A 20,093-nucleotide genomic window follows, 5' to 3' on the forward strand; every position below is an offset into this window, starting at 1 on the left:
TAGCCCGGTATCGCCTCAAATTCCCCCGAAACCAGGTTGGTCGAGGGAGCGGATCGTGACGCGACCCTCGGAAATTCCGAGCGCCGGACGGTCTTCGACCCATTTGTAGATGTCGTCGTGGACGGCGAGCCGAGCCGTCACCTCGTCGTCCGGAGCCCCCTGCATGCCGCCTGCGAAATGATGGCCGTTGCGCTCCATGTCCGGCACGCCGCAAGCCGACGCCATCGCCGTGTCCTGCTGCCAGGCGAGACCCGGCTGGCAGGTCAGATCCTCCGCCGACAGTATGGCCTCGGCCTCCCGTGCCCGCGCCGCGTTCAGGAGTGCGCGGAGGACGCCCTTGCAGCTCTTGATCGACGTCCCGGCCCAGCCCCGGTCGAGCGCCTCGGCGAAGGCGTCGTCGTGGTCGTCGCTCTCGTCGATCACGAGGGGAACGCCGATGCCGTCCGGGACCGGACCGGAGAGCGCCGTCGTACGGTCGAAGGGCTGTTCGACGAAGCGCAGGGCGTCGCGGATCGGGGCGAGGGCTCGGTCCTTCGCCAGAGCCGCGAGGAACTCGTCGAAGGCCTCGGGAGCGTATTGCTCGTTCGCGTCGAGCGTGACGGTCCGATCCGTGACCGGCGCGAGGAGGGTGGCGATCCGACGCAGGCGGTTCAGGTCTTCGGCCGGATCCCCTTTCAGCTTGATCTTGAACGCGGTTATCCCGTGCGCCGCGATGACCTCCGCGAGGCAGACCGGCAATCCGTCGCGTGGCGCGTCGGCCGCGACATCGTCCGGGACGAGGGGGGCGTCGAAGCCGATCGTGTGGCGCAGACGCGCGCTGCGGGGCGGCCCGATCCTCTGTAGCGAAGCGGCAAGCGCCTGTCTCGACAGATCGGCGGGAAGATGCGCCGCGAGATCGAAGAGATCGTCGCGGGCCGCGCGCCAGAACGGAACTTCGGCGGCGCGGCAAACCGCGTCGATCAGGGCCATCTCGACGAGCGCGGGACCGAACCCCGCCGCGAGAGGCGGCGTGCCGGCCGGCATCCGGTCCGACGCCACGACCCGAAGCTCGCGCGCGAGGGCAGGGAGCGGTCCCTCCTGTCCGGCGATCGCTTGGGTGGCGACGCGCACGCTCTCCCTCGACGTGCCGATCGTGTCCTCGGCGGAGAGCTCAAGGCGCTTGTCGAACCAGCGAGGCACCATCAGCTGCGCCGAACGGCCCGTGATCTCCCGGCCATCCACCAGTGCCGTCACGCGGCACCACGCCTCGCCGGTACGGTGCATGACCGCCGTGCCGAACTGGAAGGGCAGGCGCATGGTGACGGTCCGCTTTTCCCATTCCGCGGCCAGGATACGAAGCCGGGTCATCGCAGCGCACCCTCGCAGGCCCTGAGCGTCGCGATCCCGGTCGCGGCGGTCACGCGCGCGTCGACGAGCGTCCGGAACGGCTCGATCCCGATCGGACGGGACCATCCGGTCTCGATCAGGGCCGCGACGGTGTTGTGGAACGGATCCGTGCCCATGCCCGGCGCGCCGCGGTTCGTGTCGTTGGCGTGAATATGGCCGATCACCCCTTCGGGGACCCATCGCCGGATCAGGTCGGCCACCGGCGGTTCCACCTGACCGGCCGCAGAGCAATCGATCATTGTCCTGAAGGCAGGATGGCCGACCGCGCGGACGAGCGCCGCGCCTTCGCCCACGTCGCCGATCGTCTCGGCTTCCGCGAGCGGCTCGATACAGTAGCTCAGACCGAGTTCGCCTGCCCGCGCGGCCAGCGGGGCGAAGAATTCGGCGAGTGACGCGACAAGGTCGGCATCGGACATTCCGGGCGGCCGACGACGGTTCGCAGGCGAGCCATGCACGATCACCTCCCCGCCGAGCGCGGCGCAGAGGTCGAGGAGACGAAGCAGGCGCGACCGGGTTGCTGCCTGCCGCGCCGGATCGGTGATCGACGCGTCCGGGTAATGTGAGAGCAGCCAGTGCAGCCCCGTGATCCGCATCCCGGCATCCTCGACCGTCTTGCGGATCGCTCGCGCGTCTGCCTCTTCGGGGGCGGGGCCGAGGGTATAGGGCGCGAGTTCGAGCCCGACATAGCCGAGGTCGCGGGCGATCCGGGCCTGCGCGCCGAGATCGGTCCCCTCCTCGGCCAGGAGTTCATTGCAGAGCGTGTATTCAAGCATCGCGCTTTTCCGCCCGCGCGAGGATGCCGGTCACCCACCGTCTCACCGACGCGAAGTTCGCGAGGATCGACAACGCGATGATCACCACGAAAACGAGCGAGACGGGCCGCGTGAAGAACGGCACGAGATCGCCGTCGCTGAGCGTCAGGCCGCGCCGCAAGCTCTTGTCGAGCAGATCGCCGAGGATGATCCCGAGGACGAGCGGCGCCATGGGATACTTCATCTGCCGCAGGACGAAGCCCACGAGGCCGAAGGCCACCATGACCCAGATGTCGAAGATCCGCTGGCTGAGCGCGTAGGTGCCGATCACGCAGAGCACGAAGACGATCGGCATCAGGTTGGCGTAGGGCACCCGCAGGACCTGCACGAAGGCCCGCGTCAGGCTCAACCCGTAGAGCCCCATGAAGAGCGTCGCGAGGATCAGCATCGCGCCGACCTGGCTGACGAATTGCGGCTGCTCGATCATGATCAGCGGTCCGGGCCGGATACCGTGGATGAAGAGCGCCGCGATCAGAACGGCGGAGCTCGCCGAACCGGGCACCGCGAGCGTGATCGCCGGGATGAGGGAGCCCGGCACGACCGCGGAATTGCCCGTCTCCGCCGCCGTCAGCCCCTCGTGGCTGCCCTTGCCGTAGCGATCCGCTTCCTTGCTCGTGCGCCGGGCGGCGACGTAGCTCGCCCAGGCACCGATATCCTCGCCCACGCCGGGAATGATTCCTACCAGCGTGCCGATGATGCCGGACCGGATCGAGGTCACCTTGTAGCGCCAGACATCCGAGAGCGTGGGCAGGATCCGGTCGCTCTTATCTTTCGCGGTGGCGAGGATCCCGGCACGACCCCACATGGCGTTTAGGATCTCGGCGAAGCCGAAAGCACCCACCATGGCGGGGATCAGGCCGATGCCGCCTGCGAGGTCGCTGGAGCCGAAGGAGAAGCGCACATGGGCGTGGATCCCCTCCGATCCGACCATGGCGACCATCAGCCCCAGGATCCCCGCGATGTAGCCCTTGAGCGGTGTCGTGTCGGCCGTGAGCTGTCCGGAGATGACGATGCCGAAGACCGCGAGCCAGAAGAACTCGAAACTGCCGAAATTGAGCGCCGCCTCGGCCAGCGGTGGCGCGATCAGGACGAGGAGCAGGATGCCCACGAGCGTGCCGATCATGGAGCCCACCGTGGCGAGGCCCATCGCGTAGCCCGCGCGACCCGCCTTGGCGAGAGGATAGCCGTCGAGCGCCGTCGCGGCGCTCGCGGGCGTGCCGGGGATGTTGAGGAGGATCGCGCTGCGCGAGCCGCCGTAGATCGCGCCCACGTACATGCACAGGAGCACGAGGATCGCCGAGGTACTGTCGAGCGAATAGGTCAGCGTGGTCATCAGCGCGACGCCCATCGTCGCCGTCAGACCGGGCAGCGATCCGATGATGATGCCCAGAAGCGTCGACCATGCTGCATGGAACAGCATCATCGGCGTCAGGAGGAGCGCGAAGGCGGCGGCGAGGTCGGTCAGGGCGCTCATGGCAGACGGACCAGGAAAACCTCGGCGAAAAGCGCCGAGGTGCCGAGGGCGACGGCGCCGCCGAGGATCGCGGAGACGGCGAGGGACCGTGCCCGCACGAACGTCGATGCCTCCGCCTGCCACGAGAAGATCGCGGAGAAGGCGGCCGTGAAGATCGCGGTCGACCAGAAGAACGGCAGCCAGCCGACGAGGACGAGCGCGTAGACGAGGCAAAGACCGGCGGTCACGGCGAGACGGAGCCACGATCCGTCATGGAAGGTCTGCGCATCCTCTTCCCGGGCTCGCGCGGCCTCGCGCCAGAGAAGGCCCGCGCATAGTGCGAGCAGGGCCCCCAGGATCATCGGTACGAGACCGGGGATCGAGGCGGGATGGATCTGTCGGATCTCCAGACGGTCCATGGTGTAACCGCCCACGGCCATCGACAGGCCGAGCGCGCCGAGGACGATCGCGGTCAGGCGATCGGCGAGCGACATGGTCATGAACGTCCCTCCGGGAGGGTTGGGCGGGAAGGCCGGGGCCTTCCCGGCGAAGCTCAGGAGCCGGAGCAGTCGATGCCGATCTCGGACGGATCGACAACCGCCTCGCCCCGCTCGACCCGCGCGCAGGCCTCGGCGATGACGACGGGCATAGCGATCTCGCGCGCTTCCTCGCCATAGCTCGGTGCGAAGACCGCGCCGTGATCGTTGGCATAGCTGCGCAATTCCTCGCTCTCCATGACGTGGTCCTGCCATACCTGGTCCATGGTGTCGTAGACTTCCTGCGGGGCGCCCGTGGGAATGAAGACACCGAAATAATCGGCCGCCACGTGGAAATCGGGCACGAACTCGGTGATCGGCGGTACCGGATCGATGCCTTCTACCTCCAGCGGCTCGTCCGACAGGACGGTCAGCGGGCGAAGACGCCCGGCCCGCACCATCTCGGTCTGCTCGACGGCGAGTTGGGTCGTCGACTGCACCTCTCCCGACGCCGCCGCGATCACGGCCGGGTTGCCCCCGTCATACGTGATCATCCGTGCGCCGTTCAGGTCGTTCTTCGCGGCTTCGCGAATGGCGGCGAGCGCCATGCCGCCGGAACTGTTCACGCCGGCCGTGCCGACGGTCACCGAGCCGGTCTCCATCGCCTCGAGAAGAGCCGGGAAGTCCTGGAATTCCGTATCGATGTTGACGCTGACCATCGGCACGTTCGCCACGTGCAGGTAGATGTGGTAATCATCGATCGACGTATCCTCGACGAGGCCCGTCACCGCGTAGGTCGCGTTGTTGGCGATGGCGTTCGCGGTCCAGGTATAGCCGTCGCGCGGCGCGTCTAGGGCGGCGCGCGTCCCAGTGGAGCCCGACGCCCCGGGCTGGTTCACCACCACGACCTCGGTGCCGAGCGCCTCCTCGATGATCGGCGCCACGACGCGGGTCACCTGATCGGTCGATCCCCCTGCCGACCATGGCACGATGATGTTGATCGGTCGATCGGGCTGCCAGCTGTATTCCTGGGCGATCGACGCCGGCGCCACGAAGCTCGCCGTCGCCAGCACCCCTGCCATGATGGATCTCATTCCGGTAACCTCCCTAAACTACCAATTGGTAGGTTACCGTTTCGTCGGAACGAGTCAAGCGACGACTTTCGACGGGTTACCGCCAGCAGATAAGGCGCCGGGAGCGGGTCGACCCGCACCCGGCACCCACCCGAGGACAACCCATGGTCGTTAGCTTCAGCCCGTGTGATGGCTTGACGATTTCCGGGCCGCGAGAATATTGTGGGCCGAGTTCACGAGGCCGACATGCGAGAAGGCCTGCGGAAAATTGCCGAGTTGGCGTGCCGCGACGGGATCGTATTCCTCCGCGAGGAGGCCCAGATCGTTGCGTAGCGAGAGGAGATGCTCGAAGAGCGTCTCCGCCTCGTCGAGCCGTCCGATCATCACGAGGGCGTCGACCAGCCAGAAGCTGCACACGAGGAACGTTCCCTCGCGCCCTTCGAGCCCGTCCGATGCCCCCTCCGAGCGGTAGCGCAGCACCAGCCCGTCCTCGACGAGGTCGCGCTGGATCGCCTCCACGGTCGCGACGATCCGGTGATCGTCGGGCGGCAGGAATCCGACGGCGGGCAGAAGCAGGAGCGCGGCATCGAGGCCGGTGCCGCCGTAATACTGCACGAAGCTGCCGCGTTCTTCGTTCCAGCCATGTGCGAGAATATCATCGCGTATCTCTTCGCGCGTCGCGCGCCAGCGATCGACGGGCCCGTCGAGGCCGTAATCCTCCACGGCCCGGATCCCGCGATCGAAGGCGACCCAGGCCATGACGCGGGAATGCGTGAAATGCCGCGCCTCGCCGCGAACCTCCCAGATGCCCTCGTCAGGATCGCGCCAGCGCGTGTCGAGCTCCTCGAGGAGGAGCCGCTGGAAGCTCCAACTTGCTTCGGACGGCTCGAGCATGAAGCATCGCCCGACATGAAGCGCCTCCATGAGCTCACCGTAGACGTCGATCTGAAGCTGGTCCTGCGCTGCGTTGCCGAGCCGGACCGGGGCCGAGGCCTCGTAACCCGAAAGCCAGGGCAGCTCGATCTCGGTCAGCCGCTGTTCGCCGGAGAGGCCGTACATGATCTGCATCTGCCGTGGATGGCCCGATGTCGCGCGCAGGAGCCATTGCCGCCATTCCGCGGCTTCCGAGCGATAGCCCGAATTCAGGAGCGCCAGGAGCGTCAGCGACGCGTCGCGCACCCAGCAATAGCGGTAATCCCAGTTCCGCCCGCCGCCGATCCGCTCGGGCAGGGACGTCGTCGGGGCCGCGACGATCCCGCCCGTGGGCCGGAACGTGAGCGCTTTCAGCGTCAGGAGCGAGCGGGCGACGGCGTCCGGCCAGGGATGCGCGTCGTCCTCCCCGACGGTGCATTGGGCGGACCAGTCCCGCCACCAGGCTTCCGTCTCCGAGAGCCGCGCGCCCGGGTCCCAGATATGCCCGTCGGGACGGTGGGACGGGTGCCAGGAAAGGACGAAGGGCAGTTCCGCGCCTTCACCGATCTCGAAGGACGCGCCGGTGCGCATATCCTCGCCCTCAAGCGCCACGGGGGCCCGGAACTCGACCGCGTCCGGGCCGGCGACGGCCTGCAAGCCGGAATCGGTCTTCCTGACCCACGGGATCCTGCGGCCGTAACCGAAGCGCAGGGCCAGATCCATCTTCATCCGGACCCGTCCACGATCGCACCGGACAATGCGGATCAGGTCGACCAGCTGCGCATCTCCGCTCAGCGGCATGAAGTCGATGATCGTCACGGCGCCCTCGGCGGTCTCGAACGTGGTCTCGAGGATGGTCGTGCCGGGGCGGTAGCGGCGGTGCGTCTTGAGGATCTCGCCCTCGGGGGCGATCTGCCAGCGCCCGTTCTCTTCGGTTCCGAGGAGCGCCGCGAAGCAGGCATCGGAATCGAAGCGGGGCAGGCACAGCCAGTCGATCGAGCCGTCGCGCGAGACGAGCGCACAGGACAGCATGTTGCCGATGAATCCGTAATCCTCGATCTTCGCGCTCATCCGTCCGTCCTTACTCGTCATGCGTCTTGCCGAGCGGCGTCCAACCCCAGTCGGCCGCCGCCTCCGGCCCCTCCGATCCCGCGTCATATGGAAGCGGCGCGGCGTTCTTGGCGTGATCCAGTACCGGATCGACGATCCGCCACGCGGCCTCGATCGTGTCGGCGCGCTGAAAGAGCGTCGCGTCGCCGGTGAGGCAATCGTAGAGCAGCGCCTCGTAGCCGACGTTGGGATTGTGCGCGAAGGCCTCGTCGAAGGAAAACTCCGTCGCGGCCTTGGCAAGTTCCATGTCGGGTCCCGGGCGCTTCACGTCGAAGGCGATCTCGATGCCGTGGCCCGGATCGACCGAGAGGGTGATGCGGTCGCTGCTGCCGGCCGGCGCCTCCATGTCGGGGAAGAGGCGGAACGGGGCGGGCTTCAGATGCACCACGATCTCCGTGCGCCGCGCGGCGAGGCACTTGCCGGTCCGGATCAGGAAGGGCGTACCGGCCCATCGCCAGTTGTGGATGCGGAACCGTGCGGCGACGAAGGTCTCGGTCCGGCTGTCGGGCGCCACGTCCGCTTCCTCCCGGTAGCCCGGCACGGCATTCCCCTCGATCTCTCCCGCTTCGTACTGGCCGAAGACGACATCGTCCGGCCCGAGCGGCGCGACGGCGGCCAAGAGCCGGGTCTTCTCGCCCCGGATCGCGTCGGCGTCGAGCGAGGAGGGGGCATCCATCGCGGCCATGCAGAGAAGCTGCATCATGTGGTTGGGGACCATGTCGCGCAGCGCGCCCGTCGGCTCGTAGAAGCGCCCGCGACTGCCCACGCCGATCGTCTCCGCCGCCGTGATCTCGACCCGCTCGACATGCTCGGCCCGCCAGATGGGTTCGAAGAGGCGGTTGGCGAAGCGCATGGCTAGGAGACTCTGGACAGGCTCCTTGCCCATGAAGTGATCGATGCGAAAGACCTGCTCCTCGCGCGCGACTTTCAGGATGCGCGCGTTGAGCGCTTGCGCGGAGGCGAGGTCGTGGCCGAAGGGTTTTTCAATGACGAGGCGGCGGAACGCGCCTTCCGTCTCTTCCAGAAGCCCCGCCTTGCCCAATCCGTCGACGATCGGCGCGAAGAAGTGCGCGCCCACGGCGAGATAGAAGATCGCGGAACGATCGCCGAGCTGGTCCCGGAGCGCCTCGAAACAGGCGGGATCGGTCACGTCGCCCTTCATGTAGCTCAGGCATCCGGCCAGCCGGTCCCAAGCCTCCGCGTCGATCCGGTCGGGGTGAAACTCCGCATCGGCGTCGCCCGTGAAGGAGCGCAGCGTTTCCCCAAGGCCATCGCGCCAAGCCTCGGTGCTCGTATCCGCGATGTCGACCCCCAGGACGGCGAAGTCCTCACCCAGCAGGTGCGATTCCGAGAGGTTGTAGAGCGACGGGATCAGAAGTCGCTTCGTCAGATCCCCCGCGGCGCCGAAGATGACGATCGTGGCGGGCGGCGCGGCGGACCTGCCGGGCTGGGAGGAAGGTTTCGAGCCGGTCGGGATCATGCCGCATTCTCCAGGAAGTATGGATCGGGTCCAGGACCGGGAGATATGCGGTCACCGGGCCAAATCCAGATGTCGCCTCGCCGTTTCGCGCCAGGCCTAATGTCCGGCACCCGGCCGCGGTCCCGCGCCGGAGGGCTTCTGCATCAGCAACAGAAGCGGCAGCAGCACGAGCGCGAGGACGCCCAAGAGATTGAAGATATGCGAATAGGCCATCAGGGCGGCCTGGCGCGCGATCTCGGCCGATAGGATCGCCGCGCCCTCCGGCGTGTCCGGTGCGAGGCCCAGCGGGGCGAGATAGGCCTGCGCGGCGGGGTTGAAGGGCGTCACCTTCGCACTCAGGATCGCGGTGTCGGTGGCCGTCGCCCGCACGAGGAGGGCCCCCACCACCGCGATGCCGATGGAGGAGCCGAGCTGCCGCGTCACCCCGTATAGGCCGGAGGCGTCATCCTGTCGTGCCTGCTCGATCCGGTCGAAGGCGAGGGTCGAGAGCGGCACGAAGATCAGTCCCAGACCGAGCCCGGAGATGAAGCCGGGCACCGCAAGCTGGGAGAACGAGGCCTCGAGGGTCAGCGCGCCGTACATGAAGTTGCTCACCGCCGTGACGATGAGGCCGATCGCGGCAAGGATACGTGGATCGACCCGGCCGACGAGGAGCGATCCCACAACGACCATCGAGAGGCCCCCCGCGATGCCGCGCGGCACGAAAAGGTAGCCCGCCTCGAGCACCGGATAGCCGAGGAGCCCCTGCACGAAAAGCGGCAGGATCGCGATGCCCCCGAACATGGTGACGGCGAAGCCCGCGATGATGAGGCTTGCCATCGCGAAGTTGCGTTCCCCGAGAAGGCCGAGGTCGACCACGGGTTCGGGGTGGCGGAGACCGCGCCAGAGGAAGGCCGCGAGCCCCAGCGCGGCGGCGATAGCGGCGACCTGGATCACCGGGCTCAGGAACCAGTCCTTGCTCTCGCCTTGATCGAGGAGGAATTGCAGCGCTCCGATCCCGAGCGCCATGAGCGCGAGGCCGGTCCAGTCGATCCGGACCCGCTCCGGTTCGTCCTTCGGTAATTCGCCCGCGAGCATCAGGAGCGCGAAGAGCGCCATCGGCAGATTGACGAAGAAGACCATCCGCCAGGAGAAGTATTCGGTCAGCACCGCCCCCGCGGTGGGCCCGAGCACCGGCGCCACTACGACGCCGAGGCCGAACATCGCCATCGCCTGGCCGCGTTTCTCCCGCGGGAAGGCGTCGAAGAGGATGGATTGCGACAGCGGGATGAGGAACGCGCCGAACACCCCCTGGCCCAGCCGGAAGAGGATCATCTCGTCGAGGCTCGTCGATATCCCGCAGAGCGCGGAGAAGAGCGCGAAACCCGTGATCGCCCCGAGGATGAGCCGCCGCCGCCCGATCAGCCGGGCCATCAGCCCGGTGAGCGGCATGACGACCACCGCGGCCACGATATAGCTCGTGAGGATCCAGGTCGTCTGATCCGTGGTCGCACCGAAGGCAGACTTGATATGGGGCAGGGCGATGTTGACGATCGTGCTGTCGAGCACCTCGAGCACGGCGGCCAGGACCACGGCGACGACGATGGCGATGCGGACGCCGCCGCCCTTCGCCTCCGCCGCGGTCAGGTCGGTCATTGCCCGCTCTCCGCCCCCGTCGTGTCGACCGTCACGCTGGCGGACGCGCCGGCGCGCAGGTCGGCCCCGGTGTCGTCGAGCGTGATCCGCACCGGGAAGCGCTGCGTCACACGGACCCAGTTGCCGCTCGCGTTCTCCGCGGGAAGGAGGGAGAAGGTCGCGCCAGAGCCGCGGCCGATGGAGCCGACCGATCCGGTGAAACTCGTGCCCGGGATCATGTCGACCTCCACCCGCGCGGGCATGCCGGGGCGCACGCGATCGAGATCGGTCTCCCGGAAATTGGCCTCCACCCACCATTCGCCGGCATCGACGATGGAAAAGAGCGGGGTGTAGGCGCTGACGACCGCGCCCTCGCGCAGCGAGAGATTGGCGATCCAGCCGTCGACCGGCGCCGTGACCTCCGCGCGTGCGAGCGTCGTCTCGGCCGTGCGGAGCTGCGCCTGCGCCGTGGCGAGGTCGTCGGCGTTCGCGGTCACCGCGGCCTCCGCCCCGGCGAGCTGCGAGCGCGCGGAGCTGACCCCGGCGGCCGCCTGCGCCGCGGCGGAGCGGTCCTGCTCGAGAGCCGCCTGGGTGATTGTTCCGTCTTCGGCCAGGGCCTGGCTGCGGGAGAGCTGCGCATCCGCCGTCTCCTGCGCCGATCGGGCGCTGGCGAGCGCGGCCTTGGCCGTCTCGACCTGGCTGGCGTAGCTCTCGCCCGACGCGGTCGCGGCGTCGACCGCCGCGCGGGCCTCATCGACCGCATCCTGGAACGTGGCCGGATCGACGCGGAAAAGCAGATCGCCCGCCGCCACGCGCTGGTTCTCCTGAACGGCGACCTCGGTCACCCGTCCGCTGACCTCGGGGACGATGGTGACGACGTTGGCCTGGACGTAGGCGTCGTCGGTCGAGGGATAGAGCGCCTCGTGACGCCAGTACCACCAGAGCCCGCCCGCGATCGACACGAGCAGGAGGAAGATCAGAAGAAGCTTTGCCTTGGACATGCGCGTACCCGCTCGTTCCCCCGGCGATCTATCCCGCCAAGGGAAAGACGCAAGCCCCGTTCGTATCGAACGCTGGGGCAAAAGGATTTCGCGCGGAACGGCACGGGGCGATGACGGTGGGCCGAACGGTGAAATCCAAGGGGCGCGGGATCGCGTGATCACACGGGGGAAAAGAGCGTAACCGGCGCCCGCGGATGACGCCGCGATCCACGATCGCCGCGCGGACGATTGCCCCCTTTTCGCTCTGCTTGGGGATGTGATCCGAGGTCGGATTGGTTGCTCTCCGGCAGTGGCGGATCGTCGGGACCCAGACCCCTTCCGGACACCCCGCGAGGGCTCTGGCGGGGGATGCGGACGGGTGATAGGGCGAGCGGAATCGGACGCCCGGCGCATCGCCTGCGAGGGCTGTCCGGACCTTGGGAGATTGGAAGCGATGCTGAAACTCGTGTCCGCGATCTGGGCGCTGCTCATCGGCGTGTTCCTGATCCAGGTCGGCAACGGGATGCAATCCACCCTGATGGGCGTCCGTGGACAGATCGAGGGGTTCTCCACGCTCGCCCTCTCTCTCGTCACCTCGGGCTACTTCATGGGTTTTCTCGTGGGCTCGCGGATCTCGCCCTCGATCATCCGCCGCGTGGGCCACGTGCGCGCCTTCGCGGCGCTCGGATCGCTGATGTCGGCGGTCCTCATCGCCTATCCGCTCATCACCGAGCCCGTGAGTTGGACGATCCTGCGTGCCGTTCTCGGCTTCTGCATGTCGGGCATCTACGTGGTCGCAGAAAGCTGGCTGAACGACCGGGCGACGAACGAGACGCGGGGCACGCTCCTGTCGGCCTACATGGTCTCGCAGATGGCCGGGATGGTCGCGGCGCAGGGGCTGATGAACGTGGGCGATGCGGCCGGCGCGAAACTCTTCATCCTCGCCTCTATCCTGGTCTCGCTCGCCTTCACGCCGGTCCTGCTCTCCGCCGTGCCGCTTCCGGCGGCGGAGGCGATCAAGCCGATGACACTGCGTGCGCTCTTCCGCCGCTCACCGCTCGCGACCGTCGGTACCGCGCTCCTGGGCGGGATCTTCGCGGCGCAGATGGGCATGGCCGCGATCTATGCCGCGCAGATCGGGCTCGGCGTGCGGGAGGTCTCGACCTTCGTGGCCGCGCTCTTCGCCGGCTCGTTCCTCCTGCAGGTCCCGGTCGGGCGGCTCTCCGACCTTATGGACAGGCGGTTCGTCATTTTGACCCTTGCCGTGGTAGGCGCGGTTGCCTGCGGGACGACCTTCGTCTTCCGCGACAGCTACTTGGGCCTTATCGTGGGCGCGCTTCTCGCCGGCGGCACGGCGACCCCGCTCTACTCGCTCTTCATCGCCTACATGAACGACCACCTGGAGCGGGAGGACATGCCCGCCGCGGCGAGCGGGATCGTCTTCATCTACGGCCTCGGCGCGATCTCCGGTCCGCTCGTGATCGGACAGGCGATGGAAGTCGCGGGGCCGCATTTCTTCTGGGTTGTCCTGATGACGCTGTTCGGGGCGATCGCGGTCTATACGGCCTACCGAATGACCCGGCGCGAGGCTCCCGCCACGGAGGATTCGGCCTATCTCGGGGTGCTGCCCACCTCGTCGGAGGTCGCGGTCAGCGCCGCCTACGAGTGGTATGCGGACGAGGTGGAGGAGCGTTCGGAGTGATCCCGCGACATCGCGGTCGTGGCCACCGGGCGACGGCTCACTCGGTGTGGAACACCTCCTCCATCGGCGCCCACCATTCGTCCGCGCCCGCGCTATCGAGCTTCCGCTGACAGGGGGAGCAGAGCGCCCACCAGTCGCGGGTGACCGGATCGGCCGCCATGCGCGCGGCGTCGGCCTCCCAATCGCCGCCGTGATACTCGAAATGGGCGAAAAGCAGATTTTCCGGCTCGCGCAGATAGATCGTGTAGTTGCGGATGCCGCAGGTCGCGATCATCGACAGCACGTCCGGCCACACGGCGGCGTGGAGTTCGCGGTATTCCGCCACCCGGTCGGGCGCGATGCCCAGGATCCATCCCATTCGCCGCATCACGCGCCCTCCCTGATCTCGATGGTGAATTCCGGGATCGCGCGGGCCGAGATGGCGTCGCTGTCCCAGTCGATGCCGAGCCCCGGCGTCTCGGGCGCGTGGGCCCGTCCGCCCTCGATCCTGAGACCCGTCGCGGTGATCTCGTCGAGCTGCGGGATGTACTCGACGTAGCGTCCGTTCTGCACCGCGCAGACGAGGCTCGCATGAAGCTCCATCAGGAAATGCGGGCAGATCGCGATATCGAACGCCTCCGCCATGTGCGCGACCTTGAGCCAGGGGGTGATGCCGCCGATCCGCCCCACGTCGACCTGCAGGATACTAGCGCCGCCACGCGCGGCGTAATCGGCGAAGTGACGGATCGAATAGAGGCTCTCGCCCACCGCGATCGGGATCGGCGTCGCGCGGGCGAGCTCGACATGGCCCGCGAGGTCGTCGGCGGCGAGCGGCTCCTCGATCCAGGCGAGGTCGAAGGGCCGGAGCGCCTCCGCCCGTCGCCGCGCGGTATCGCGGGCGAAGCCCTGATTGGCATCCGTCATGATCTCGTAGCCCGGTCCCATCGCCTCGCGCATCGCCGCGATGCGCGCGACGTCCTCCGAGACGGTCGGCTTGCCGATCTTGACCTTCGAGCCGGTAAATCCCCTTTCGCGCGCCGCAAGCGCGTCCTCGACCAGCGCTTCGGGCTCGATATGGAGCCAGCCGCCCTCGGTCGTGTAGCAGGGCGCGGAGGCCCGCGCGCCGCCTGCGAGCCGCCAGAGCGGGGTGTCCGCCCTGCGGCAGCGCAGGTCCCAGAGGGCCGTGTCGATGGCCGCGAGCGCGATGGAGGTGATCGCACCGATCGTCGTCGCGTGCGTCGCGAATTCCAGATCGTGCCAGATCGCCTCGATCTCGTCGGCCTCCCGTCCGATCAGGCGCGGGCAAAGATGGTCCGCGAGCAGCCGCATGACCGAACTGCCCCCCGTGCCGATCGTGTAGGAATAGCCCGTCCCGACCGCGCCGTCGGCATCGGTGATCGTGACGAAGGGCGTCTCCTGGCGCTCGAAACTCTGGATCGCGTCCGTGCGCACCACCTTCGGCTCCAGTGCCACCATGCTGAGAGCGACGTGTTCGATCCGGGCCATGTACGTCTCCTCGTTCAGGCGGTCCGCGCCGCGGCGTCGGGGCCGTGGATAAGGTCCATGATCCTGCGGCTCATCTCGGGGTAGGAGCCGGTATTCCCGACTACTCCCGTGATCGTGTAACCATCCATGACGGCGATGCGGTCGGCCAGCGCGATCATCTCCGGCATGTCGCTCGTGATGATCAGGACGGCCGTCCCTCCATCCGCGAGATCGCGCAGGAGGTCATGGAGATACGCCTTCGTCTTGATGTCGATCCCGACGGAGGGTTCGTCCACGATGAGGATCCGGACGCCCGCGGCGAGCCACTTGGCGACGCTGATCTTCTGCTGGTTGCCGCCCGAGAGGTTGCCGGCACTCTGCGCGAGGCTCGGGGTCTTGACCTCGAGCTTTTCGAGATAGGGCAGGACCGCGTCGCGCACCTTTCCGTCCCCCAGCAATCCCATCGCGCCCGCGAGACGCCGCCAGACGGGGATGCCGGCATTCGAGAGGACCGAATGCTGCAGGATCAGCCCTTCGCTCTTCCGGTCCTCGCTGACATAGCCGATCCCGTGGCGGTGGATCGCCTCGGCGACGGACCCGATCCGCACGGCTTCGCCCGCGACGCGGGTCTCCCCGCCGGTGATCGCGAACTTGCCGAGGATCGCCTTCGCGAGCTCCGTCCGACCGGCACCCACGAGGCCGTAGAGCCCGACGATCTCGCCCGCGCGCACGCTCAGGTCGATGTCGCGATGCCCGAGCTCGGTCGCGACCTTTTGCAGGCCCAGCATCTCGGGCGCCCCGTCGGCCGCGCGCCTCCGCCCGCTGGCCGCGCTCTCCGCCCGGCCTATCATCATCTCGACGAGATCGCCGCGCGTGACGCCGGCCATGGCGCGGCTGTCGCAGGCATTCTCGCCATCGCGCAGGACGGTCACGCGGTCGCAGATCTCCTGCACCTCCTCGAGCTTGTGGCTGACGAAGAGGAGGCTCGTGCCCGCATCTCGGAGCCTGCGCAGGATCGCGAAGAGCCGATCGGTCTCGCTCGCGGTCAGCGACGCGGTGGGCTCGTCGAGGAGCAGGACCCGGCTCTGCAGCGACAGCGCCTTGGCGATCTCCACGAGCTGCATCTTGGCCACCGAGAGCTCGGAAACCGGCATGGCCGGGTCGACGTCGAGCTCCAGCGGCTCCAGCCATTGCCGCGCCTTGCGGTTCAACTCGGCATAGTCGATGGGCTTGAAATAGCTCGCCCCGATCTGCTCGAGATGGATGTTCTCCGCGACGGAGAAGCGGGGGAAGAGGTTGCGCTCCTGATGGACGACACCGATGCCCCGCGCGATCGCGTCGCGCGTGCCCGCGAAACGAACCGCCTCTCCATCGACGCGCAGCGTTCCGGCCGTCGGCTGGTGGACACCCGTTATGATCTTGATGAGCGTCGACTTGCCCGCCCCGTTCTCGCCCAGAAGCGCGTGGATCGAGCCGCCCGCGAGGGTGATGTCGACCCCCTTCAGGGCGCGGACGCCGGGAAAGGCCTTCTCGATCCCCTGCGCCTCGAAAAGGGGGTGATCCGTCATCATCCGGCCCCCGAGACGGGCTGGTGCGCGCGCAGCCGGTTCAGCCCGACCGCGGCTAGGATCATGGCGCCCAGCACGACCTGCACGAGGAACGGATCGATGGAGAAGAGGACGAGCGCCTGGGTGATGACGGCCACGATCACGACACCCAGAAGCGTGGCGGACACGCTCACATGCCCTCCCGCGAGGACGGCGCCGCCGATCACCGGCGCGGCGAACGAGAGGATCAGCCAGTCGTCCCCGATCGAGGGCTGCCCGATCTCGAGCCGTGCTACGAGCAGAATGCCCGCGATGGCCGCGATGACGCCCGAGAGGACATGGACGATCACCACGGTCGCGGTGACGGAGATGCCCGAGAGCTCCGCCGCGTGCTCGTTGCTGCCCACGGCAAGGATGAACCGCCCGACGGGAAGGCGGCGCAGCATGTACCAAAGTGCGATGCTGACGAGGAGGGTGGGTACGAAGATCAGCGGCACGATGCCCAGGATCGTCGCGTTACCGAAGGCCTTTACGCCCTCGGGGATGCCGTAGAAGGGCTGCGCCTCGGTCAGGCCGAGGTTGATCCCCTTGAAGATCGAGAGCGTCGCAAGCGTGATCACGAAGGCGGAGATGCCGGTGATGCGGATGAGCGCGCCGTTCATCGCCCCGCAGGCCGCGCCGACGCCGAGCGCGAGCATCACCGCAAGGGGGGCGGGGAGACCCCAGACCTCCATCGCGCCGGCGAAAGTGATGGCCGCAAGTCCGCCGATCGCGCCCACCGACAGGTTCATCTGCCCGATCGCGATGATCACCATCTGCGAAAAGGCGATGAGCGCGTTCACCGCGATGGCGAGGAGAAGGATCTGGATGTTGTAGGGCGACAGGAACGTCTCGCTGAAACCGCGCACGACGAGGATCGCGAGGAGGGTGGCCAGGAGCGGGCCGAACCAGTCGGTCCGGCTCAGTTGAGATATCCGCGACATCGACCCCTCCTCAGGCCAGGTTGCGGCGGGCGAGATACGCGCGCCGCGCCTTGTCGAGCAGGACCGCGATCAGGAGCATGAGGCCCAGGAACGTCTGCACCCAGAACGCGCCGATCTGCAGCATCAGAAGTCCGCTCTGCAGCATCGTCACGAGGAACGCGCCGAGCACGGTCCCGAGGACCGAGACCTTGCCTCCCTGGAGAAGCGTGCCGCCCAGTACCGGCCCGAGAAACGCGAGAAGAAGCCAGTCCTGCCCGAGCTGCCCCGCCATCGACGGGATCGCCGCGCCGTTCCTCGCGACGAGCATGAGCGCCGCCATCGCCGCGAGGACGCCCGAGAGCATGTGGCAGAGGATCACCATGCGGCCCACGCGGATGCCCGACAGCTCCGCCGCTCCGGGTTGCGCGCCCGCCGCCAGCATCTCCCGCCCCGTCACCGTCCGCCGGTAGAGCCAGGCAAGAACGAGCGCTGTGGCGAGGGTCACGAGAAGGAGGGGCGAGACGTAGCCCGCGAACTTCATCCTGCCGAAATCGGAAAAGACCGCGGGCAGGTCGCGGTAGGATTCCGCGCGGGTGAGAAAGATCATCACGCCGAAGAAGATGCTCATTGTGGCAAGCGTGATGATGAAGCTGTGCAGTCCGCTCCTGACCACCGTGGCGCCGTTGATGAAGCCAAGGCCCGCGCCGCAGGCGAGCCCGCCCGCGAGCGCGAGCGGCCAGGGCACGCCGACCCCCTCGATCAGCCAGCCCGCGAACATCGCGGCCGAGACACCCATAGCCCCGATCGCGAGGTTGAGCCCGCCGGTCACGATCACGCTCATCATCGACAGGCCGATCATGATGTTCACCGCGGCGTTGCGGCCGAGCGTGAAGAGGTTGAAGGGCGACAGGAAACCGGTCGCCGCCAGACCGAAGATCGCCGCGAACACGGCGATCAGAAGAACGAGGCCGAACTCGTTAGATAGAAAGAAGCGCGTCCGCGACATCGGGGCGCTCGACCACCCGGCCGACGATGCTGGCCGCGCGCCGCGGTTCGCGTCTTGGAGGGTCATGCCCGGAACGATCCTGTCGTGGATGGGGTCATGGCGCGGCGGCGGAACTTGGCGCTCCGCCGCCCGTGGCGTTCAGATCAGCTGCAATCGAGATAGGTCTCGTCGAAATCGGCAAGGATCCGGTCCGTCTCCGCCCGCATCGCGTCGAGATAGCCGTCGACGCTGTCGCGATCGACATAGGCGGTGCCGGAATCGATGAAGCGATCGGTCAGGGCGTTGGAGGCGAAGGGCGCATCGGCCTTCACCACGCAGCCCGAGCGAAGCTTGTCGATGGCATAGGCGCCGATATATCCCTGCCCATATGGGTTCTGGAGCATCGTGCCGTCGATGGAGCCGTCCCGGATCGCCTCAAGCACCACCTCGTCGTGGTCGATCCCCACCATGTGGATGCGATCCCCGCCCATCTTGGCGAGTGCCTTCGTCGCCACGACGGCCGGCACCCAGGCGGTGGTGATGATGCCGTCGACCTCCTCCGCATGGGCCGCGAGGTAGGCGTTGATCTTCTCCTCGGCGGGTTCGGGCGCGTCGATGTCGGCGATCGTCTGCACGACCGTCGCGCCCTCCTCCTCCGCGGCGCGGTTGACGGCGTCGATGCGCAGCTGCGTGTTCGGATCGACGAGGAAGCCCGTGAAATGGGCGATGCGCTTCTCGCCGTCGGGCATCGCCGCGAGCAGCTCCTTGGTGCCGAGATAGGCGGAATTGCCGGTATCGGTGCCGAGGCAGAACGCGGCCGGAGAGGGATCCTTGTAGCATCCGCCGCCCGCGATGACCTGCGCGTCGTAGCCCGTCAGCTCCTCGGCGGTGGACACCGCCCCGACCGGATCGCCGGGGAAGATCAGAAAGCCGTTATAGCCTTGGCTCAGGAGGCTTTCGGCAAGCTGGTTCTGAGTGGCCAGCTCCCATTTCTGCGGTACTTCGTATTCCGCGCCGGCAAGGCCGAAATCCCGCGCGGCGTCCGCGCCCGCATCGGCCCAGGCGGCGAAGTACGGATGCGGGCCGCCGGGGATCAGTGCGATCCGCGTGTCGTCCGCCGCGATGGCGGGGGCCATGCTGCCGAGGCCGACCACCCCGGCCAGGGTGATACCCAGTTTCAGGTTCGTCACGTAAGCTCCTCCCATGATTGCAGGAAACGGCCATGCCGCTTCCACGGAACGCGAACCCTCCACTGCCCGCTTTTCCCGCTGCTCGTTAACTGGTATACATGTATCCAAGTATTGAGATCAAGTGCGATGCGGGTCCGGGGTTCGATCTGGTGAGAGCGACAGATGTTTCGGAAGAGGCCCGGCCGTTCGGGCCCGATACCGGGGGACTCGAGGCTCTGCGCTTCGATCCGGGTCGAGGCGGCTCCGTCGCCGATCGCGTCCATGGCGTGCTGCGCGCGGCGATCGTTGAGGTGCGTCTCGCGCCCGGAACGCCGATCAGCGAGAATTCGATCTGCCGGCAATTCTCCGTCTCCCGCACCCCGGTACGCGCCGCGATCCAGCGCCTGTCCGAGGAAGGGCTGGTCGATGTCTCGCCGCAGCGGGGAAGTTTCGTCGCGCCATTGCGCATCGATGGCCTGCGCGACAGCCATTTCATCCGCCGGTCGCTGGAGCTCGCGATCCTGCGGGAGGTGGCGGGGATCTGGACGGAGGAGATGAGTGCGGAGATGCGCGCGATCATCGAGGATCAGGCCCGCGTCATCGAGGCCGGCAACCACGACGGTTTCTTTGAGGAGGACGAGCGCTTCCACCACCGGCTCGCGACTTTCTGCGGCCGCGACGGGGTCTGGGAAGCCATCCGCGGGGCAAAGGTCACGATGACGCGGTTCTACAGGTACTGGGCCCATCCCGAGAGATTGGCCGAGGTCCTGAGAGAGCATGGCGCGGTGATCGACGCGCTCGACACGGGCGATGCCCAAGAGGCGGAGCGGGCGCTGAGCCTCCATCTCGACGTGGTCTTCAACGTTTTCGACCGGATGTCGGAGGAGGAGCGACGGAACCTGCCGGCATGACGGACGCTGGACCGGGTGTGATGGAATTCCGCGCGCACAATCTGCGGATCGCAGTCG

The 20,093-nt window shown here is 67.7% G+C and carries 17 protein-coding genes; 2 read left to right on the plus strand and 15 right to left on the minus strand.

Annotated elements, in window-relative coordinates; translation table 11 throughout:
* Positions 1–15: 15 nt before the first annotated feature.
* The 9 genes from LX81_RS08360 to LX81_RS08400 form a co-directional block, all read right to left on the minus strand.
* A complete protein-coding gene (locus LX81_RS08360) occupies positions 16–1,347 on the minus strand; it encodes an enolase C-terminal domain-like protein (RefSeq protein ID WP_170133879.1) in 1,332 nt (443 codons plus the stop codon).
* Positions 1,344–2,159, minus strand: a complete 816-nt coding sequence (locus LX81_RS08365) for a sugar phosphate isomerase/epimerase family protein (protein ID WP_111536842.1) — start codon at positions 2,157–2,159, stop codon at positions 1,344–1,346. Before LX81_RS08365 ends, LX81_RS08360 begins: the two co-directional genes overlap by 4 nt.
* Entirely contained in the window at positions 2,152–3,672 is a 1,521-nt protein-coding gene (locus LX81_RS08370) for a tripartite tricarboxylate transporter permease (RefSeq protein ID WP_111536843.1), read from the minus strand. Before LX81_RS08370 ends, LX81_RS08365 begins: the two co-directional genes overlap by 8 nt.
* Positions 3,669–4,151 carry a tripartite tricarboxylate transporter TctB family protein gene (locus LX81_RS08375; protein WP_111536844.1) on the minus strand — a complete coding sequence of 161 codons (483 nt, stop codon included), beginning with the start codon at positions 4,149–4,151 and terminating at the stop codon, positions 3,669–3,671. Before LX81_RS08375 ends, LX81_RS08370 begins: the two co-directional genes overlap by 4 nt.
* Positions 4,152–4,204: 53 nt before the next feature.
* Positions 4,205–5,221, minus strand: coding sequence for a Bug family tripartite tricarboxylate transporter substrate binding protein (locus LX81_RS08380; RefSeq protein WP_111536845.1), 1,017 nt, complete (start codon positions 5,219–5,221; stop codon positions 4,205–4,207).
* Positions 5,222–5,377: 156 nt separating this feature from the next.
* Positions 5,378–7,183, minus strand: a complete 1,806-nt coding sequence (locus LX81_RS08385) for a glycoside hydrolase family 15 protein (RefSeq protein WP_111536846.1) — start codon at positions 7,181–7,183, stop codon at positions 5,378–5,380.
* Between the two features lie 10 nt (positions 7,184–7,193).
* Positions 7,194–8,702 (minus strand): glucose-6-phosphate dehydrogenase, encoded by a 1,509-nt coding sequence (gene zwf, locus LX81_RS08390; RefSeq protein WP_111536847.1) that lies wholly within the window; start codon positions 8,700–8,702, stop codon positions 7,194–7,196.
* A gap of 96 nt (positions 8,703–8,798) precedes the next feature.
* Positions 8,799–10,337 carry a DHA2 family efflux MFS transporter permease subunit gene (locus tag LX81_RS08395; protein WP_111536848.1) on the minus strand — a complete coding sequence of 513 codons (1,539 nt, stop codon included), beginning with the start codon at positions 10,335–10,337 and terminating at the stop codon, positions 8,799–8,801.
* Positions 10,334–11,317: an HlyD family secretion protein gene (locus LX81_RS08400; RefSeq protein WP_111536849.1), complete on the minus strand. Its 984-nt coding sequence runs from the start codon at positions 11,315–11,317 to the stop codon at positions 10,334–10,336. Before LX81_RS08400 ends, LX81_RS08395 begins: the two co-directional genes overlap by 4 nt.
* A 433-nt stretch (positions 11,318–11,750) precedes the next feature.
* Here LX81_RS08400 and LX81_RS08405 point away from each other — a divergent pair, with 433 nt between their 5' ends.
* Positions 11,751–12,998, plus strand: coding sequence for an MFS transporter (locus LX81_RS08405; protein WP_111536850.1), 1,248 nt, complete (start codon positions 11,751–11,753; stop codon positions 12,996–12,998).
* A 37-nt stretch (positions 12,999–13,035) separates the two neighbouring features.
* Here LX81_RS08405 and LX81_RS08410 read toward each other — a convergent pair whose 3' ends face one another.
* The 6 genes from LX81_RS08410 to LX81_RS08435 all read right to left on the minus strand — a co-directional run bounded on the left by LX81_RS08410 (position 13,036) and on the right by LX81_RS08435 (position 19,146).
* Complete coding sequence (locus LX81_RS08410) at positions 13,036–13,365, minus strand: L-rhamnose mutarotase (protein ID WP_111536851.1); 330 nt, start codon at positions 13,363–13,365, stop codon at positions 13,036–13,038.
* Positions 13,365–14,483, minus strand: a complete 1,119-nt coding sequence (locus LX81_RS08415) for a mandelate racemase/muconate lactonizing enzyme family protein (protein ID WP_111536852.1) — start codon at positions 14,481–14,483, stop codon at positions 13,365–13,367. The genes LX81_RS08410 and LX81_RS08415 overlap by 1 nt, the downstream gene beginning before the upstream one ends.
* 14 nt (positions 14,484–14,497) lie before the next feature.
* Positions 14,498–16,030 carry a sugar ABC transporter ATP-binding protein gene (locus tag LX81_RS08420; RefSeq protein WP_111536853.1) on the minus strand — a complete coding sequence of 511 codons (1,533 nt, stop codon included), beginning with the start codon at positions 16,028–16,030 and terminating at the stop codon, positions 14,498–14,500.
* The gene (locus LX81_RS08425; RefSeq protein ID WP_111536854.1) at positions 16,030–16,992 is read right to left on the minus strand and encodes an ABC transporter permease; all 963 of its coding nucleotides are present in this window, start codon (positions 16,990–16,992) and stop codon (positions 16,030–16,032) included. Before LX81_RS08425 ends, LX81_RS08420 begins: the two co-directional genes overlap by 1 nt.
* 10 nt (positions 16,993–17,002) lie before the next feature.
* Positions 17,003–18,043, minus strand: coding sequence for an ABC transporter permease (locus tag LX81_RS08430; RefSeq protein WP_111536855.1), 1,041 nt, complete (start codon positions 18,041–18,043; stop codon positions 17,003–17,005).
* Positions 18,044–18,120: 77 nt separating this feature from the next.
* Entirely contained in the window at positions 18,121–19,146 is a 1,026-nt protein-coding gene (locus tag LX81_RS08435; protein ID WP_211322728.1) for a sugar ABC transporter substrate-binding protein, read from the minus strand.
* A 149-nt stretch (positions 19,147–19,295) separates the two neighbouring features.
* Between LX81_RS08435 and LX81_RS08440 the strand changes: the two genes are divergently transcribed.
* Positions 19,296–20,036, plus strand: a complete 741-nt coding sequence (locus tag LX81_RS08440; protein WP_211322729.1) for a GntR family transcriptional regulator — start codon at positions 19,296–19,298, stop codon at positions 20,034–20,036.
* Positions 20,037–20,093 lie beyond the last annotated feature (57 nt).

Source organism: Palleronia aestuarii, from assembly GCF_003253995.1.
Lineage (GTDB): Bacteria > Pseudomonadota > Alphaproteobacteria > Rhodobacterales > Rhodobacteraceae > Palleronia > Palleronia aestuarii.

Excerpts from the sequence above, each read along its gene's own strand:
- LX81_RS08360 (WP_170133879.1), bottom strand. The coding sequence starts at position 1,347 with ATGACCCGGCTTCGTATCCTGGCCGCGGAATGGGAAAAGCGGACCGTC.
- LX81_RS08365 (WP_111536842.1), bottom strand. The coding sequence starts at position 2,159 with ATGCTTGAATACACGCTCTGCAATGAACTCCTGGCCGAGGAGGGGACC.
- LX81_RS08370 (WP_111536843.1), bottom strand. The coding sequence starts at position 3,672 with ATGAGCGCCCTGACCGACCTCGCCGCCGCCTTCGCGCTCCTCCTGACG.
- LX81_RS08375 (WP_111536844.1), bottom strand. The coding sequence starts at position 4,151 with ATGACCATGTCGCTCGCCGATCGCCTGACCGCGATCGTCCTCGGCGCG.
- LX81_RS08380 (WP_111536845.1), bottom strand. The coding sequence starts at position 5,221 with ATGAGATCCATCATGGCAGGGGTGCTGGCGACGGCGAGCTTCGTGGCG.
- LX81_RS08385 (WP_111536846.1), bottom strand. The coding sequence starts at position 7,183 with ATGAGCGCGAAGATCGAGGATTACGGATTCATCGGCAACATGCTGTCC.
- zwf (WP_111536847.1), bottom strand. The coding sequence starts at position 8,702 with ATGATCCCGACCGGCTCGAAACCTTCCTCCCAGCCCGGCAGGTCCGCC.
- LX81_RS08395 (WP_111536848.1), bottom strand. The coding sequence starts at position 10,337 with ATGACCGACCTGACCGCGGCGGAGGCGAAGGGCGGCGGCGTCCGCATC.
- LX81_RS08400 (WP_111536849.1), bottom strand. The coding sequence starts at position 11,317 with ATGTCCAAGGCAAAGCTTCTTCTGATCTTCCTCCTGCTCGTGTCGATC.
- LX81_RS08405 (WP_111536850.1), top strand. The coding sequence starts at position 11,751 with ATGCTGAAACTCGTGTCCGCGATCTGGGCGCTGCTCATCGGCGTGTTC.
- LX81_RS08410 (WP_111536851.1), bottom strand. The coding sequence starts at position 13,365 with ATGCGGCGAATGGGATGGATCCTGGGCATCGCGCCCGACCGGGTGGCG.
- LX81_RS08415 (WP_111536852.1), bottom strand. The coding sequence starts at position 14,483 with ATGGCCCGGATCGAACACGTCGCTCTCAGCATGGTGGCACTGGAGCCG.
- LX81_RS08420 (WP_111536853.1), bottom strand. The coding sequence starts at position 16,030 with ATGACGGATCACCCCCTTTTCGAGGCGCAGGGGATCGAGAAGGCCTTT.
- LX81_RS08425 (WP_111536854.1), bottom strand. The coding sequence starts at position 16,992 with ATGTCGCGGATATCTCAACTGAGCCGGACCGACTGGTTCGGCCCGCTC.
- LX81_RS08430 (WP_111536855.1), bottom strand. The coding sequence starts at position 18,043 with ATGACCCTCCAAGACGCGAACCGCGGCGCGCGGCCAGCATCGTCGGCC.